Below are 17,103 nucleotides of genomic sequence, written 5' to 3'. Positions count from 1 at the left end.
GATGCTATAAAAATACCTGTGTTCACAATAATTCTTAAGCCAATCTATTAACTTAATGTTATAACGTCAAATACAGTCTTTTTGATTAGGTTAAATAATGAAAAAAATACCCAACGAAGCTCAGTTACTAAAAAAAGCATTAGTAGTAGGTGAGGCATATGCAAAAAATAGAGGATTTAAAACGTTTTCTGCCACAGACTCATCTAAACAAAAAGTAGAATGTATCTATAGGTTGTTGGTAAATGACAAATTAATCACACCTTTACCGGCTGATGGTGAAGATTTATTAAGCATGAAACATAAGTTAGCCATATGGCTTCGAAATAAACTCCCTAAAGATCACTCATTACTTAAATAGATAATCGTTGATTTAAAGCGCGAATATTTCAAAAAATAATCACATTGTCCTAAAAGTGAGCACTTAAAAATAAAGAGTGAAAAAAAGTTTGACGAGGTGGTGGGGCAGCTGTAATATGCGCCTCCTCGAAACGAGATAGAGAAAACGTTTCGGGTTTAGTCGGTGAGTAGCGCAGCTTGGTAGCGCACTTGGTTTGGGTCCAAGGGGTCGCAGGTTCGAATCCTGTCTCACCGACCATTTCTCTAAAGTTAGTTTGATTCGTCGAGCGCCCGTAGCTCAGCTGGATAGAGCAACGGCCTTCTAAGCCGTGGGTCACAGGTTCGAATCCTGTCGGGCGCGCCATGCGACTCCGAATAGGGTGAGAATGGTTAGGCGATTTAATGTTAGCTGCAGTGTTTTCTGTGGTGAGCGTAGCTCAGTTGGTAGAGCCCCGGATTGTGATTCCGGTTGTCGTGGGTTCGAGCCCCATCGTTCACCCCACTCGCGGGAGTGGTGGAATTGGTAGACACGCTGGATTTAGGTTCCAGTGCTTCACGGCGTGAGAGTTCGAGTCTCTCCTTCCGCACCATTTAAGTTTTATTATTCAAGTCTGATAAAATTTCTTATTTGTAGAACAGTTTTCACTTCATGATTTCGTACTTTATTTCCTCAAATCGCACATTTATTATTAAATACTGTGGTTGTCTGGCTATTCATTACTATTCAAAATAGGCAATTTTTTATTTTAGTTCTTTTAGGCTCGACTTGGGTTCAGCCTATCGCTATACTACTGCGTCTTTTTATCGGGTGTCCGTTTATTAGTTGGATTAAGTTTTACTAATTTTGGTCATTCGGGCGTGATGATCGCACTCGCAACTATTTAATTAGTTGTGCCGATAAAATCCCATTAATAATTTTTTGTGAGCGCAAATTAAATGCGCCTAATTGAGGTATCAGAATGCAAGTTTCCGTTGAGACGACTCAAGGTTTAGAACGCCGTCTTACTATTACCGTTCCTGCAGATTCAATTGACTCTGCTGTTAAGTCTCGTTTACAGCAATTAGCTAAAACTCAGAGAATCAATGGTTTCCGTCCTGGTAAAGTTCCCGTTACTGTTATCAAAAAGCGTTACGGACAGGCTGTACGTCAAGAGATCGCCGGTGAAGTAATGCAGCGTAATTTCTATGAAGCTATTACTAAAGAAAAGATTACTCCAGCTGGTATGCCTACCTTTGAAATGAAAACTGACGAAGATGGTAAAGACTTAGAATATGTTGCTGCTTTTGAAGTTTACCCAGAAGTAGAAGTAAAAGACATTGAAAAAATCGAAGTTGAAAAGCCGGCTGTTGAAATTAGTGAAAAAGACTTAAGTAACATGATGGACACGTTACGTAAGCAACATGCGAGTTATAAAGAAGTTAAACGCAAGATTAAGAAAGACGATAAAGTGACTCTTGATTTTGTTGGTACAATCGATGGCGAAGAGTTTGAGGGCGGAAAAGCTGAAGATTTCTCTCTAGAAATGGGTAAAGACCGCATGATACCTGGTTTTGAAAAACCAATTGTAGGTCATAAAACAGGTGAGGAAGTTATTGTTGATGTGACTTTCCCTGAAGATTACCATGCGGAAAAGCTTAAAGGTAAAGATGCTCAATTCACTGTAAATATCAAAAAAGTTGAAGCTTTGAATTTACCCAAGGTTGATGAAGAGTTTGCTAAATTATTTGGTATTGAAGACGGCAATATTGATGCTTTGAATGACGAAGTTCGTAAGAATATGCAACGTGAATTAGATCAAACCTTAAAAGCATCTGTTAAAGAGCAAGTTATTGCTGGTCTATTAGAAAAGAATCAAATTGATTTGCCTAAAGCCTTAGTTGACCAAGAGATTGATGCTTTGCGTGAGCAAGCCAAGCAACGCTTTAGCCAACAGCAAGGTGGCAAGGTTGATAACATGCCTGAGTTACCAGCTGACTTGTTTGAAGAGAATGCTCGTAAACGCGTAAGTGTTGGTTTATTACTAGGTGAAGTAATTAAAACTAACAGCATTAAAGTAGATTCTGCAAAGGTTGACGCTTTAATAGAAACAGCTGCATCTGCATACGAAGATCCTCAAGAAGTGATCGAGTATTACAAAACTAATGATGAGCTAATGCAACAAATGAACAATGTTGCAATGGAAGAGCAAGCTGTTGAATTGCTGCTTGAACAAGCTAAAGTAAAAGAAGTTAAGAAATCTTTTGACGATATCATGAACAAACAGGCGTAATTTGCCTTTTGTTAATTGACTTAACTAGTCTGCAACTGCTTAAATGCTCGGTAACTACCGAGCATTTTTATTTGTGAAGAATACTAATTTATGATGAATACACCTTTTGATCCAACAAACGCGCTAGTTCCTATGGTGGTAGAACAAACTGCCAAAGGCGAACGCTCTTATGACATTTATTCTCGTTTATTAAAAGAGAATGTAATCTTTTTAGTTGGCCAAGTAGAAGACCACATGGCTAATTTAATCGTTGCTCAAATGTTATTTTTAGAAGCTGAAAATCCAGAGAAAGACATCTTTCTATATATTAATTCGCCAGGTGGCTCTGTAACTGCTGGTATGGCTATCTACGATACTATGAACTTTATTAAACCCAATGTCAGTACTGTTTGTATTGGTCAGGCGGCAAGTATGGGGGCTTTTTTATTATCTGCAGGTGAAAAAGGTAAGCGTTATTGTTTACCAAATTCACGAGTGATGATTCACCAACCTTTAGGTGGCTTCCAAGGTCAGGCTTCTGATTTTGAAATTCATGCCAAAGAAATACTTTCTATCAAAGAAAAAATGAATCGTCTAATGGCTAAGCATACAGGTAAAGATTATGAAGCTGTGGCTAGAGATACTGATAGAGACAACTTTTTAAGTGCAGATGAAGCTATGGAGTATGGATTGATTGACCAAGTATTGGCTAGTCGCTCAGATGCTCAAACTGAAACTAAAAGTGATGTTTAATAAAGTGACTCTTTGAAAAATCAGATACTAGCCACTATATCTATAGATATATGGCTTCAGTTTGATGAGTCGTTTGATATAGGAAAAGATTGTAAATGAGTGATAGCAAAAACAACGATGGCGACAATAAACTTTTATATTGTTCGTTTTGTGGCAAAAGCCAACATGAAGTTCGCAAATTAATTGCTGGACCGTCTGTGTTTATTTGTGACGAATGTGTTGATTTGTGTAACGACATAATTAGAGAAGAAATTAAAGAAATTTCACCTAAGAAAAAACAAGATGAGTTGCCAACGCCTAAGGAAATACATCATCACCTAGATGATTATGTAATAGGCCAAGAACACGCCAAAAAAGTTTTAGCTGTCGCAGTTTATAATCACTATAAACGCCTTAGAAATGGCGATGTACATGAAGGTGTTGAGTTAGGTAAAAGTAATATTTTGCTTATCGGGCCTACAGGTAGTGGTAAAACTTTGTTAGCTGAGACCTTAGCAAGACTTCTTGATGTACCTTTTACTATGGCCGATGCCACTACTTTGACTGAAGCCGGTTATGTTGGTGAAGATGTAGAAAACATTATCCAAAAGTTATTACAAAAATGTGATTACGATGTTGAAAAGGCGCAGCGCGGAATTGTTTACATCGATGAGATTGACAAAATTTCTCGAAAGTCAGACAACCCGTCTATTACTCGTGATGTCTCGGGTGAAGGTGTTCAACAAGCTTTGTTGAAGTTGATTGAAGGCACAGTTGCTTCTGTACCTCCTCAAGGTGGCAGAAAGCATCCGCAGCAAGAGTTTTTACAAGTCGACACTTCTAAAATTTTGTTTATATGTGGTGGTGCCTTTGCTGGTCTTGATAAAGTTATTGAACAAAGAGCGCATACTGGGACTGGTATAGGTTTTGGTTCTGATATAAAAGATACCAGTAACAAGTCAAGTGAAGGCGAATTGTTCAAAAAGGTAGAGCCAGAAGATTTAGTTAAATACGGTTTGATTCCTGAATTTATTGGTCGTTTACCTGTACTTACTAGCTTAGAAGAGTTGAGTGAAGACGCATTAATTCAAATTCTGAAAGAGCCTAAAAATGCCATTACTAAACAATACTCTGCGTTGTTCGGTATGGAAGATACAGAGTTAGAATTCAGAGATGATGCACTACAAGCTATTGCTAAGAAGGCCATGCAACGTAAAACTGGGGCAAGGGGTTTACGCTCAATTGTTGAGGCAGTGCTGTTAGATACTATGTATGACCTTCCGTCTATGAACGATGTTAGTAAGGTGGTAATTGACGAAACTGTTATTAGAGGAGAAACTAAGCCCATATTGATATATGACAGTAGCGTTGATAAAAAAGCTGCTTCGGAATAGTTTTTTAAGGCTCGAAAGAGCCTTTTTCTATTCTAGGTATTTATAATGATTTCACGAAAGCATCATAAAATAGTTTTTGCGTTTTTTATGTCTTATGTCATTTGTTATCAGAGTTTTTAATGTAGGCTTGGTTACGAGTATAATTACAATATGGGTAAAGGCTTGGGCTTTTATAGTTGCATTCTCAACCATAGTAGTAGTATCTCTCTTAGTTCGTAGGCTTGTTGATTTTGTATTGCATGATGAGCATAGTCACACTCAATAGAATACATTTAATATTAGTAATTTAGTTTTGGCTTTTAAGCTGTTTAATAATAAGCCAAAGTCTTGGTCATTTTTTTGTTTCCGCTTTTATTCATAACTCTTATGCTCGCTATACCTTGTTCGTAAAGGGTTGAAGATACCTAGAGAGTAAATTAACACTATTTGTTCGATTTTTTATTTGAACTTTCATCTCCCAGCCCCATATATATTCGATAGCACTGGGATATACCTCCCATTTATTCATTGATTTAGAGACTCAGTATGACAAAAGAGCGTGAAAATAACATCGAAATGCCAGTATTGGCATTGCGAGATGTAGTAGTTTATCCACATATGGTGATACCTCTATTTGTAGGTAGAGAAAAATCAATTCGTTGTTTAGAAGCCGCAATGGATAAAGACAAGCAAATATTTTTAGTCGCTCAAAAAGATGCTGGCGTAGATGAGCCAGGGCAAGATGATATTTTTACGGTGGGTACCATAGCCACTATCTTGCAATTATTAAAATTACCCGATGGAACAGTCAAAGTCTTAGTTGAAGGTAACCAAAGGGGGGCAATAGATACCTTTGTGAGTTCTGATGATTTTTTTGTAGCTGATATTTCAAGTTCGGTAGACGAAGAGATAAATGAGTCAGAACAAGAGGTTCTAATCCGTTCTGCAATCTCTCAATTTGAAGGTTACGTTAAATTAAACAAAAAAATACCGCCTGAGGTCTTAACCTCTTTAAGTGGTATTGAAGATGCTGCGCGCTTGGCTGATACCATGGCTGCCCATATGCCTCTTAAGTTAGCTGAAAAGCAGAAAGTGTTAGAAATGCTAAGCGTTACAGAACGTTTAGAGTATTTAATGGCACTGATGGAAAGTGAAATTGATTTATTACAAGTTGAACGAAAAATTCGAACTCGCGTTAAGAAGCAAATGGAAAAGAGTCAGCGCGAATATTATTTGAATGAGCAAATGAAAGCTATTCAAAAGGAATTAGGTGAATTAGACGATGCACCAGACGAGTTTGAAGCCCTAAGTAAAAAAATTGATGATGCAAACATGCCTGAAGAGGCAAAGAAAAAAGCTACCGCTGAGTTAAACAAATTAAAAATGATGTCACCTATGTCTGCAGAAGCGTCGGTTGTCAGAAGTTATATTGACTGGCTTACTAATGTTCCTTGGGTAAAACGAAGTGCTGTAAAGAGAAACTTAGCTCTTGCTGACGAAGTTCTCAATGCAGACCATTATGGTTTAGATAAAGTAAAAGAACGTATTATTGAATATTTAGCGGTTCAGCAGAGGGTTAAAAAATTAAAAGGTCCTATATTGTGTCTAGTGGGGCCTCCCGGTGTAGGTAAGACTTCATTAGGCCAATCTATAGCTAAAGCAACTGGGAGAAAGTATGTTCGTATGGCACTAGGTGGTGTACGAGACGAAGCTGAGATACGCGGTCATCGCCGAACGTATATTGGTTCAATGCCAGGGAAAATGATCCAGAAAATGGCGAAGGTTGGAGTTAAAAACCCACTGTTCTTGTTGGATGAAATTGATAAAATGTCTTCGGATATGCGTGGCGATCCGTCATCTGCTTTACTAGAGGTATTAGACCCAGAACAAAACTCAGGTTTTAGTGACCATTACTTAGAGGTTGATTACGACCTATCTGACGTAATGTTCGTTGCCACCTCAAACAGTATGGATATTCCAGGTCCACTATTGGATCGTATGGAAGTGATTCGTTTATCTGGGTATACCGAAGATGAAAAGTTGAACATTGCTACTCAACACTTAATGAACAAACAAATTTCTCGTAACGGCTTGAAAAGTGGTGAGTTGGTAATCGAAGAAAGTGCTATTATTGGTATAATTCGTCACTATACTCGGGAAGCTGGTGTGCGAAGTCTAGAGCGTGAATTGTCTAAAATTTGTCGTAAAGCAGTTAAAAATATATTACTAGATAAGTCTTTAAAGCAAGTTGTAGTTAACCAAGATAACTTAAAAGAGTTTCTAGGCGTACAACGTTTTGATTACGGTAAAGCAGACAAAGAAAACCAGATAGGGCAGGTTACAGGCCTAGCTTGGACTCAAGTTGGTGGGGAGTTATTAACAATTGAAGCCACTTCTGTTGTGGGCAAAGGCAAAACCACCTTTACAGGCTCTTTGGGTGATGTGATGCAAGAGTCGATTCAAACGGCATTAACTGTAGTACGCAGTCGTGCGAAAAAACTTCGTATTAATGATGATTTCCATGAAAAGCGAGATATTCATGTGCACGTACCTGAAGGTGCTACACCAAAAGATGGTCCAAGTGCCGGAATTGGAATGTGTACTGCGTTAATCTCTGCTTTGACAGGGAACCCTGTGAATTGTGAAGTGGCCATGACGGGTGAAATTACGCTAAGGGGTGAAGTATTGCCTATAGGTGGCTTAAAAGAAAAATTATTGGCTGCTCATCGTGGTGGAATTAAGACTGTTATCATTCCAAAAGATAATGAAAGAGATCTAGAAGACATTCCGCAGAACGTAAAACAAGATTTAAGTATTCATGCTGTGCAATGGATTGATGAAGTTTTGAGCTTGGCTTTAGTAGAAGAGCCTGAACGGTTTGTAGCTATTAAAACCGAAAAGGTTAAAAAGTGAGCATAAAGGGCATTTTTTTTAATTATTTTTAAGTTTAAGGGCTTCACTATGTAATAAGTTGTGGTAGCCTTTACCGCAGTTTCGCTTAAGGCCTTGTCACAAAAGGGATTGAAGTGATTCAACAAAAGTTAACAACTTGTAAAAATATGCTTGAAGTTAATATTCAAGCTTGATATAACATTTCGGCATTGCATAGGGCAAGCCATAAGTATAATAACAATTGAAGGGGTTCATATTGTGAATAAGTCAGATCTTATTGATAACATCGCTGCAAGTGCAGACATTTCTAAAGCAGCAGCTGGCCGAGCGCTAGATGCATTAACTGGAGCTGTTACATCAGCTCTTAAAGAAGGTGACCAAGTTGCTTTAGTTGGTTTCGGTACTTTCTCTGTACGTGAACGTGCAGCTCGCAGTGGTCGTAATCCTCAGACTGGTGAAACTATTCAAATCTCTGCAGCTAAAGTGCCTTCATTTAAAGCTGGTAAAGCATTGAAAGACGCTTGTAACTAATCAAGAGTTTGTTATTTTACAAAGGCGATGATTTATCATCGCCTTTTGTTTATGTGCTGTTTTATTTTATCCCACCTTACTTTTCCAGATATTGTCCTTTTCAATGATAACAATCTTAATAATTGTAAATGTTTGGTATATAATTCCGCTCGCTTGCGATTGAGGCTAACCTAAAAGTTAGGAGTCTCAAAGCTTATCAATAATAGCTCATTTGGAGTTTGGACTTTAGTATGTTGGAAAGAATTAGAGAAGGATCACAAGGCCCGTGGGCCATTGGGATTTTAGCGTTAGTGATTTTAAGTTTTATTTTTGCTGGGGTAGGTAGTTATATAAACTCTTCATCTTCAGTTGCTGCTGCTTCTGTAAATGGAGAAGAAATTAGTAGCACTGAATTGGAACAGGCTTATGAAAACGAGCGTGCTCGAATGGAGTCTCAGTTTGGCGATGCATTCGCCACTTTAGCAAGTGATACAACGTATTTGCAGAATTTTAAAAAGGGGATATTAGATCGTTTAATTAGTGAAAAACTATTAGATCAAGCTGCTGTTGACCTAGGTCTTAGGGTGAGCGACGCTCAAATAAAAGAAGCTATTGTTGGTATGCAAGAATTTCAAGTTGATGGGAAATTTGATAATGACAGATATCTAATAATATTACGTCAAGCTGGTTTTCAGCCAAATAATTTTCGAGACTACATGCGTATTGATATGGTACGTCGTCAACTATCTAGTTCTTTAATGGGCTCAGAGTTTGCGTTAAAGCAAGAAGCTAGTAACGCTTACGCGATTCAACAACAAACCCGCGACATTAAATTTGTAACTGTACCTAAAGCAAGTTTTCAAGAACAAGTGGAGGTTACGCCAGAACAGATTGACACTTATTACCAGAGTAATATTGATCAGTTTGATACGGAGCAAAAAGTAAGTGTCGCATATGTTGAGCTTAAACTAGAAGATTTAATGGCTGACATTCAAGTCACTGATGATGAGTTGAACGAGTTTTATGAACAGAATTTAAGTACTTATCGCACAGAAGAAGAACGTCAAGTTTCCCATATATTATTAGAAAGTGCAGAAGCAGACGATGTTGTTGCTGCTCAAGCTGAAGAATTGTTAGAAAAAATTAATACAGGTGCCGATTTTGCGGAGCTTGCCAAAGAGTATTCTAATGATACTTTTAGCGCCGAGAATGGTGGTGATTTAGGATGGTTTGGAAAAGGTATAATGGATCCTGCCTTTGAAGAAGCAGCTTATTCGCTAGAAAGTATAAACGATGTAAGTGCGGTAATTAAAAGTGCGTTCGGATATCACATAATAAAATTAACGGATTTAAAGCCAGAGCAAGTCACAGGCTTTGATGAAGTTAAAGAAGACATTATTGCTGTAGTAAAGACTACAAAAGCAGAAGATGAGTTTTACGAAATTCAACAACGTTTAGCTGAAGTGGCTTTTGAAGTACCAGATAATCTTGATGAGGTTGCAGAGCAGGCAGGTAAACCTATAGTTACAAGTGAGCTATTTACTCGTAATGAGGCTCCACAAAGTCTGTCAAACCCAAGTATATTGAACAGCGCTTTTAGTGTTGAATTAATCGAAGATGCCGTGAATAGTGAAGTGATAGAAGTGGCAAAAAATCATATAGTTATACTTAGGGTAGCTGATTATGAGCCAGAAAGAACTCAAGCCATTGAAGAAGTAACTGAACAAATTCAGCAGACTTTATTTGATCAAGCCGCACAGCAAGCTGCAAAAGACTGGGCAGTTGAAGTTAAAGATTTACTTGCTAACAACGAAAATGTTGATTCGAAATTGTCTGAATTACAATTAACTTGGCAATCTCAGGAAAGTGTGGCTAGAAGTGATACTTCTTTATCACAAAGCATTGTTCAAGCGCTATTTGCTGTAGCTGAGAATCAAACCACAGTAGTTGATTTAATTAACGGGGATATCAGTTTAGTCCAGGTAACTAAAGTTAATGATGCCCCAGCAGCTGATGACACTCAACTTGCTACATTAATAAATCGCTTAGCTTCAACTAAAGCACAATTATTGTTTAGTGCTGTTATTGAATCCCTTAAAGCAGATGCTGATATTGAAATTTACCAATAGATATATATCGCGTTATTAACACCTTTGAAAAGAGCGGAAACGCTCTTTTTTATTGTCTGCCTTAGTGAGTTAACCACAACAAGCTTATATAAAAAACAGCTACAACTGAAGACAGAATTAAAATATAAATGAAGCCTTGTTTACCTTGTTTTACTGTATAACCTTTGGATTTTAAATAGAGAAACCAAAACAAACAAAGAATGATGGGGAGTAAAAAAAGAAATCGTATAATCAAGTGGGTATGTTCCAAATATTTAGTTCTTGATAGATTCTAGGGGGGAATAATAGCCAACTCAAGCTACATTACATAATTTACTCCTTATCAAACTGCTATTTACTCTAGCCAGCCTCTAGTTATTTAGTTTCAATTTGCATATAATCCGCGCGAATTTTTAATGTACTGTTTTATACAGTTGAACCTTATTTTTTAATTGGAGTTTAAGAAGATGGCCTTAGAGCGTACTTTTTCTATTATAAAACCTGATGCCGTTGCTAAAAATGTTATTGGTGCAATTTACAATCGTTTTGAGTCTGCTGGCTTGAGGCTTGTTGCTTCTAAAATGATTCATCTTAGTAAAGAACAAGCTGAAGGTTTCTATGCAGAGCATAGCGAGCGTCCATTCTTCGGTGGCTTGGTTTCCTTCATGACTTCAGGACCTGTTATGGTTCAAGTTTTAGAAGGTGAAAATGCTGTTGTAAAGAATCGTGAAATAATGGGAGCTACTAACCCAGCCGAAGCATTAGCTGGTACTTTACGTGCAGATTATGCAGCGTCTATTGATGAAAACGCTTGTCACGGTTCCGATGCTCCTGAGTCAGCCGCTCGAGAAATCGCATACTTCTTTAGTGATGAAGAGATCTGCCCTAGAACTCGCTAAGCTAGTTGGTTCGAATAAAGGGAGCCTAGGCTCCCTTTTTGTTTTATGTCCCTTTAGATAATTTAATGGTATTTATTGCTCTGCAAAAAACTGACATATCAGTTAATATGGCATCGAGCATGTAACGCACTGAGGTTTACTTTGAGCACCGAACTGGCACCTGGCCAACCAAATAAAATAAATTTACTTGATTTTAATCGAGCGGGTTTACGCACATTTTTTGCAGAAATGGGAGAAAAACCATTTAGAGCAGAGCAGGTTATGAAATGGATTTACCAGCAAGGTGTGTCTGACTTTGATGAAATGACAAACCTCAATAAGGTACTGCGCGAAAAGTTAAAAACTAAGTGTGAAGTTAAAGCGCCTGAAATTGCCTATCAACAAAATGCGACAGATGGGACTATTAAGTTTGCATTGAAGTTGGAAGGTGGACAAGAAGTAGAAACAGTGTGGATACCTGATGGGGACAGAGCCACCTTGTGTGTCTCTTCTCAAGTAGGTTGTGCCCTAGAATGTACTTTTTGCTCAACAGCACAGCAAGGCTTTAATCGAAATTTAAAAGTATCTGAAATAATTGGTCAAGTTTGGCGAGTTGCCGTTACCATTGGATTAAATAATGATACGGCTAAACGCCCCATAACTAATGTTGTTATGATGGGAATGGGTGAGCCCCTTCTAAATGTGAAACATGTTGTTCCTGCTATGGAATTAATGATGGATGACCTAGCGTTTGGTTTATCTAAACGCCGTGTAACTTTGAGTACTTCCGGTGTTGTTCCTGCATTAGATAAGTTGGCTGGACAGATTGATGTAGCATTGGCCATATCTTTACATGCTCCGGACAATACTTTAAGGGACGAAATTGTGCCAATTAACAAAAAATACCCTATAGATGTATTTTTAGCGAGTGTTAGGAGATATTTGGCGAAGTCTAATGCGAATCAAGGTAAAGTTACCGTAGAATATGTGATGCTTAATGGTATCAATGATAGTACAGACCAAGCACATGATTTAGCTAAGGTACTAGCTAACACTCCATGTAAGATTAACTTGATACCTTTTAATCCATATCCAGGTTCACCCTATACCTGTTCAAGTAACTCTCGTATTGATAGGTTTGCTAAAGTTTTAATGGAATATGGCATAGTTGTAGTGGTTCGAAGAACAAGGGGTGACGATATCGATGCCGCTTGCGGACAGCTTGTGGGGGATGTTGTTGACCGCACCAAAAGAATGTTGAAAAAACAATTAAAGGGCGAGAATATTGCAGTCAAAATGGCACAATAATATTCATTAGTTATAAAAAATAGGCTCTAATAAAAATATGATTAAAGTAATTAGCGTTAGTTTTACAATACTAATTTTACTTAGTGGGTGCGTAACCCAGACAGGTCCTGGTACTGTTCAAAAAGGTTTTGATCGTGACAAGGCGGCTGAAAATCGTGTTTCTTTAGGGTTAACTTATCTTAAAAACGGAAACTTCAGTAGTGCTAAATTTAATTTAGATAAAGCATTAGAGTTTGCACCGAGATCAGCAGATGCAAATTATGCGATGGCTTATTATTATCAAAATGTAGGTGAGTTAGAGCAAGCCGAAGAGGCCTATCAATATGCTATGGATCTGGAACCAAATAATGCTGACATTGCTAATACATATGGTGCTTTTTTATGCCAAAATGGTAAATACGAAAAAGCGAAAGAGTATTTTTTAAAGGCAGTGAACAGCAGCAGTTATAATCTAAGTGCTCAGACTTACGAAAATTTAGCTTTGTGTAGTCAAAGCCAGGGTCGACCCGAAGAAGCTGTCCAATACTTTAGAAGTGCAGTTAATCATCAGCCTTCCCGTTCTCATAGCCTGTATCTACTTACTCAGGCACTTATTGATACCCAGCAATGGGCCGAGGCACAAGATGTTTTCAAACGTTATGAAAAGGTGTCTCGTGTAACCCCTCAAAGCCTAATTATGGCGGTGTCGATTGAAAATGGCTTAGGCAATTATAGTGTCGCGAAAGGCTATTCAGATATGCTGATTCAATTGTATCCTAGTAACCCTTTAACATTAGAGTTTCTAAAAAGTAAAAGAGATGCGGTTGAAAGAAAGATACAGTCATCAGATACGGCTCTTCTCAATAAAAATAAAGTTGTCCCTATAAAGCAAACCATTACTTCTTATGTTTCAAATGACCAGCAAAATAATGAATTGCATAATAAAGTAATAAATGAGCCTCAAGACACCTTACCCAAAGCTTCAAGTACAGTTATTCCCGCTAAGGTTGAAAGTGATGTTAAAGAGGCCTCCAAACTTACATACCACGTAGTCAAGCGCGGTGAAAATCTCTACAGGATATCTCTGCAATACAACATCAAAATGCAAACGCTGGTAGAATGGAACAATTTAGCAGATGAATCTGAAATTTATAATGGTATGCGACTCTCTTTAGTTAAGCCGGTCACCGTTGAGTAAAAATATAAATATGAGTGAAGAACAAGAAGAGCAGGTGGTTAAAGGCCCTGGTCAATTATTAAAAGAAGCCCGTGAACGAGCAAACTTATCCATACAGGATATTGCAGACAAAGTCTGCTTGAAAAAAAGTCTGATAGAGGATATCGAAGGCGATAATTATGAGCTAGATATTTCGCTTACCTTTTTACGGGGGTATATCAAACTTTACGCCAAGCAAGTTCAAGTTTCAGAAGTTGAGGTTTTAGCAGCGTTTGATAATGTAAATACCCAGAATAAAGAGCCTGCTAAGGTAAAGAGCTTTTCAAGGCGAGTTGCAAATCAAGCAAATGATGACAAGTTAATGTTACTTACATATTTAGTCATATTGGTAGTGATTGCTTTAGTGGTTATATGGTGGTTTCAGCAAGATAAAGACACTTCTGAACCTTTAACATTACCTATACAACCTTCAATCAGTCAAGCAGAGCAACAAGACCCAGATGCTCTCAAAACTGAAAGAACCCTAAGCGTTGAAAACGAATTAGACTCAAACCTAGAAAACATTTCTGACTCTGTTTTAAACGATAACCAGTTAACTGTCCCTCAAGAAGCTATAGAAGAAACGACTGTAAATGTCATCGAAAAGTTAGAAAGCTCTACTGAAAATATAGATGTTTCTAAAGATGAAGCAGTGGCACCGGTTGAATTGATATTTGAGTTTTCTGGAGATTGTTGGATGAACCTTTCTGACGCAACGGGTGAGAATATTGCTTATGGTGTCAAAGTTAAAGGGCGAGTAATGCCTGTTTCTGGTATTCCACCTTTCACCGTTACCTTGGGGGCGTCAGAGGCTGTAAAGATTAGCTATGCTGGAGAGGCCGTTGATTTGTCTTTCTTGACTCCAGGAAACATTGCCAAGTTTAATTTACCCCTTTCAGAATAACCGAGCTTAGTTACTATTATGTTTGCAGAATCTCCTATAAAACGTCGTAAATCAAAACGTATCAACGTAGGCAAGGTTCCTATCGGTGATGGTGCACCTATAGCCGTGCAGTCTATGACAAACACTTTAACCACAGATGTTGAAAAGACAGTTGCCCAAATCAATAGAATCCAAGCTGTTGGCGGTGAGATCGTGCGTGTTTCTGTACCCACTATGGATGCAGCCGAAGCATTTAAGCTAATTAAGCAACAAGTTTCAGTACCACTAATTGCCGATATACACTTTGATTATCGTATCGCGTTAAAGGTTGCAGAGTATGGAGTTGACTGCCTTAGAATCAACCCCGGAAATATTGGCAGCATGGACCGAGTTAGATCTGTGGTTGATTGTGCAAAAGATAAAAATATTCCTATTCGTATTGGAGTGAATGGAGGGTCGTTAGAAAAAGAACTACAAGAAAAATATGGTGAGCCAACACCAGCTGCGTTAGTTGAATCAGCAATGCGCCATGTAGATATACTAGATAAATTAAATTTTGATCAATTTAAAGTGAGTGTTAAAGCCTCAGACGTATTTTTAGCGGTGGGCGCATATCGAGAGTTGGCTAAGCAAATAGAGCAACCTTTACATTTAGGGATAACCGAGGCTGGAGGTATTAGAGCTGGAGCGGTAAAAAGTTCTGTTGGCTTGGGAATGTTGTTAGCAGAAGGGATAGGGGACACCATTCGAATTTCTTTAGCGGCAGATCCAGTAGAAGAAATAAAAGTGGGTTTTGATATTTTAAAGTCTTTGAGGATACGTTCTCGTGGAATTAATTTTATTGCTTGTCCGAGCTGTTCTAGACAGGAGTTTGACGTAATAAATACAGTGAACGCCCTTGAAGAGCGCCTCGAAGACTTATTAACGCCTATGGATGTCTCAATAATTGGCTGTGTTGTTAACGGCCCAGGGGAAGCTGAAGTGTCTGATCTAGGTTTAACAGGAGCTCGGAATATGAGTGGTTTCTACTTGGATGGGAAACGTCAAAAAGAACGTTTAAATAATAGTGATTTAGTCGATCAACTTGAAAGACGAATTCGTGCTAAAGCTAGCCGTATTGAAGAGAAGAGCCAAATAGCAGTTAAACAGCTTAGTTAGTCTTTAATTCAGTGAAAGTCACTATATTTAGACTATTTTTCTGCATCAAAATTTTACGTTTCTGATTAAAGTCCCTATAATGCGGGGCTTTTTTTAATTACTGCTTGAGAGAATACATTTCAGTGTCAAAACAAATACAGGCTATTCGAGGAATGAACGATTGCTTACCCACCGATTCTGGGCTCTGGCAATTTGTAGAATCTACTATCCGCCAAGTTGTAGCGAGTTATGGCTATAACGAAATTCGCACACCTATTGTAGAAAGTACTGATTTGTTTAAACGATCTATTGGTGAAGTGACCGATATAGTAGAAAAGGAAATGTACACTTTTTCTGATCGTAATTTAGATAGCCTTACATTGCGTCCTGAAGGGACTGCTAGCGTAGTTAGAGCCGGTAATGAACATGGCCTCTTGTATAATCAACAACAGCGTCTTTGGTATTTAGGTCAAATGTTTCGTCATGAACGCCCTCAAAAAGGGCGCTATAGACAATTTCACCAGTTTGGCGTTGAAGTGTTTGGGTTGGCGGGACCTGACATCGACGCAGAAGTCATTCTACTAAGTGCAAGATTATGGAAAAAATTTGGTATCAGCCAACATGTAACCTTAGAAATTAATTCTTTAGGATCTGCAGAAGCCAGAGCGGCATATAAAGTAAAGCTTGTGTCGTATTTGAACGAGCGAAAAGAGTTGTTAGATGAAGATAGCTTACGCCGTTTAGAGACTAATCCATTAAGGGTTTTAGATAGTAAAAATCCACAGGTACAGGATGCAGTAAAAGATGCACCTAAATTAATAGATTGCCTTGATGAAGAGTCTGAAAAACATTTTAAAGGTTTATGTGAACGATTAGACAGCTTTGGTATCCAATATCGAGTTAATCCAGCTCTGGTTCGAGGATTAGACTACTACAACCGTACTGTTTTTGAATGGGTGACAGACACCTTAGGTTCACAAGGCACTGTATGCGCCGGTGGCCGTTACGACGGTTTAGTTGAGCAGTTAGGTGGTAAATCGACACAAGGTGTCGGATTTGCTATGGGCTTAGAGCGTTTGATTTTGATGTTGCAAACATTAGAGTTAGATAAAAATATAGCGCCTTCTGTTGATGTATATATTACAGCAATGGAGGAGTCTGTTGAGTTATATGCCAGACAAGTAGGTGAAGCATTGCGAGATGCCATACCGCAGCTGAAAGTAATGAACCACAATGGTGGTGGTAACTTTAAGAAACAAATGAAGCGAGCTGATAACAGTGGTGCGACGTTGGCATTGGTTATTGGTGAAACTGAAAAAGAAACACAGCAAGTCGCGATTAAATATTTACGAGAACAGCAACCTCAACAGTTAGTAAAAAGTGATGAGTTGGCTGGTTTTATGAAAAAGATTTTTACGTACTAATTGTAAAAGTTAGTTTTACAAAATTATCGATTTAATAATAGTGTTATCTTCTTAAGATGACCATGTAGTAAGAGGAAT

At 38.2% G+C, this 17,103-nt stretch carries 14 protein-coding genes and 4 tRNA genes; all 18 read left to right on the top strand.

The annotated features are described in order from the left end of the window. Nucleotides 1–97 precede the first annotated feature (97 nt). Complete coding sequence (locus EOK74_RS15870) at nt 98–358, top strand: DUF5062 family protein (protein ID WP_133471012.1); 261 nt, start codon at nt 98–100, stop codon at nt 356–358. 160 nt (nt 359–518) lie between these two features. Continuing rightward, nucleotides 519–595: transfer RNA gene (locus tag EOK74_RS15865), tRNA-Pro, on the top strand. A 28-nt stretch (nt 596–623) separates the two neighbouring features. Continuing rightward, nucleotides 624–700, top strand: a tRNA-Arg gene (locus tag EOK74_RS15860). A gap of 62 nt (nt 701–762) precedes the next feature. Then, a tRNA-His gene (locus tag EOK74_RS15855) sits at nt 763–838 on the top strand. 3 nt (nt 839–841) lie between these two features. Further along, nucleotides 842–926: transfer RNA gene (locus EOK74_RS15850), tRNA-Leu, on the top strand. Nucleotides 927–1,295: 369 nt separating this feature from the next. Continuing rightward, nucleotides 1,296–2,606: a trigger factor gene (gene tig / locus EOK74_RS15845; protein ID WP_133471011.1), complete on the top strand. Its 1,311-nt coding sequence runs from the start codon at nt 1,296–1,298 to the stop codon at nt 2,604–2,606. A gap of 90 nt (nt 2,607–2,696) precedes the next feature. Continuing rightward, nucleotides 2,697–3,338: an ATP-dependent Clp endopeptidase proteolytic subunit ClpP gene (clpP, locus tag EOK74_RS15840; RefSeq protein WP_133471010.1), complete on the top strand. Its 642-nt coding sequence runs from the start codon at nt 2,697–2,699 to the stop codon at nt 3,336–3,338. 95 nt (nt 3,339–3,433) lie between these two features. Next, nucleotides 3,434–4,711, top strand: coding sequence for an ATP-dependent protease ATP-binding subunit ClpX (gene clpX, locus EOK74_RS15835; protein WP_133471009.1), 1,278 nt, complete (start codon nt 3,434–3,436; stop codon nt 4,709–4,711). A 94-nt stretch (nt 4,712–4,805) separates the two neighbouring features. After that, complete coding sequence (locus tag EOK74_RS15830; RefSeq protein WP_239024136.1) at nt 4,806–4,976, top strand: DUF2798 domain-containing protein; 171 nt, start codon at nt 4,806–4,808, stop codon at nt 4,974–4,976. 260 nt (nt 4,977–5,236) lie between these two features. Beyond that, nucleotides 5,237–7,603, top strand: coding sequence for an endopeptidase La (lon, locus tag EOK74_RS15825; RefSeq protein WP_133471008.1), 2,367 nt, complete (start codon nt 5,237–5,239; stop codon nt 7,601–7,603). A 237-nt stretch (nt 7,604–7,840) separates the two neighbouring features. Continuing rightward, on the top strand, nt 7,841–8,113 hold the full coding sequence (gene hupB / locus EOK74_RS15820; RefSeq protein WP_133471007.1) for a nucleoid-associated protein HU-beta: 273 nt from the start codon (nt 7,841–7,843) through the stop codon (nt 8,111–8,113). Between the two features lie 230 nt (nt 8,114–8,343). Next, entirely contained in the window at nt 8,344–10,221 is a 1,878-nt protein-coding gene (locus EOK74_RS15815; protein WP_133471006.1) for a SurA N-terminal domain-containing protein, read from the top strand. A 446-nt stretch (nt 10,222–10,667) separates the two neighbouring features. Next, nucleotides 10,668–11,099 carry a nucleoside-diphosphate kinase gene (ndk, locus tag EOK74_RS15810; protein WP_133471005.1) on the top strand — a complete coding sequence of 144 codons (432 nt, stop codon included), beginning with the start codon at nt 10,668–10,670 and terminating at the stop codon, nt 11,097–11,099. Nucleotides 11,100–11,240: 141 nt separating this feature from the next. Then, nucleotides 11,241–12,386 (top strand): dual-specificity RNA methyltransferase RlmN, encoded by a 1,146-nt coding sequence (gene rlmN, locus EOK74_RS15805; protein WP_133471004.1) that lies wholly within the window; start codon nt 11,241–11,243, stop codon nt 12,384–12,386. A gap of 37 nt (nt 12,387–12,423) precedes the next feature. Continuing rightward, nucleotides 12,424–13,563, top strand: a complete 1,140-nt coding sequence (gene pilW / locus EOK74_RS15800; protein WP_133471003.1) for a type IV pilus biogenesis/stability protein PilW — start codon at nt 12,424–12,426, stop codon at nt 13,561–13,563. A gap of 10 nt (nt 13,564–13,573) precedes the next feature. Further along, on the top strand, nt 13,574–14,485 hold the full coding sequence (locus EOK74_RS15795) for a RodZ domain-containing protein (protein WP_133471002.1): 912 nt from the start codon (nt 13,574–13,576) through the stop codon (nt 14,483–14,485). Nucleotides 14,486–14,503: 18 nt separating this feature from the next. Continuing rightward, complete coding sequence (gene ispG, locus EOK74_RS15790; RefSeq protein ID WP_133471001.1) at nt 14,504–15,622, top strand: flavodoxin-dependent (E)-4-hydroxy-3-methylbut-2-enyl-diphosphate synthase; 1,119 nt, start codon at nt 14,504–14,506, stop codon at nt 15,620–15,622. Between the two features lie 122 nt (nt 15,623–15,744). After that, on the top strand, nt 15,745–17,025 hold the full coding sequence (hisS, locus tag EOK74_RS15785; RefSeq protein WP_133471000.1) for a histidine--tRNA ligase: 1,281 nt from the start codon (nt 15,745–15,747) through the stop codon (nt 17,023–17,025). Nucleotides 17,026–17,103 lie beyond the last annotated feature (78 nt).

Source organism: Paraglaciecola marina (assembly GCF_004360155.1).
Classification (GTDB): Bacteria; Pseudomonadota; Gammaproteobacteria; order Enterobacterales; family Alteromonadaceae; genus Paraglaciecola; species Paraglaciecola marina.
Note: the sequence above shows the minus strand (reverse complement) of the source record. Positions and strands in the feature narration are given on the sequence as shown.

Coding starts and splice junctions, on each gene's coding strand:
- clpX (WP_133471009.1), top strand. CDS start 3,434: ATGAGTGATAGCAAAAACAACGATGGCGACAATAAACTTTTATATTGT.
- EOK74_RS15870 (WP_133471012.1), top strand. CDS start 98: ATGAAAAAAATACCCAACGAAGCTCAGTTACTAAAAAAAGCATTAGTA.
- EOK74_RS15795 (WP_133471002.1), top strand. CDS start 13,574: ATGAGTGAAGAACAAGAAGAGCAGGTGGTTAAAGGCCCTGGTCAATTA.
- ispG (WP_133471001.1), top strand. CDS start 14,504: ATGTTTGCAGAATCTCCTATAAAACGTCGTAAATCAAAACGTATCAAC.
- lon (WP_133471008.1), top strand. CDS start 5,237: ATGACAAAAGAGCGTGAAAATAACATCGAAATGCCAGTATTGGCATTG.
- pilW (WP_133471003.1), top strand. CDS start 12,424: ATGATTAAAGTAATTAGCGTTAGTTTTACAATACTAATTTTACTTAGT.
- EOK74_RS15830 (WP_239024136.1), top strand. CDS start 4,806: ATGTCATTTGTTATCAGAGTTTTTAATGTAGGCTTGGTTACGAGTATA.
- clpP (WP_133471010.1), top strand. CDS start 2,697: ATGATGAATACACCTTTTGATCCAACAAACGCGCTAGTTCCTATGGTG.
- ndk (WP_133471005.1), top strand. CDS start 10,668: ATGGCCTTAGAGCGTACTTTTTCTATTATAAAACCTGATGCCGTTGCT.
- tig (WP_133471011.1), top strand. CDS start 1,296: ATGCAAGTTTCCGTTGAGACGACTCAAGGTTTAGAACGCCGTCTTACT.
- EOK74_RS15815 (WP_133471006.1), top strand. CDS start 8,344: ATGTTGGAAAGAATTAGAGAAGGATCACAAGGCCCGTGGGCCATTGGG.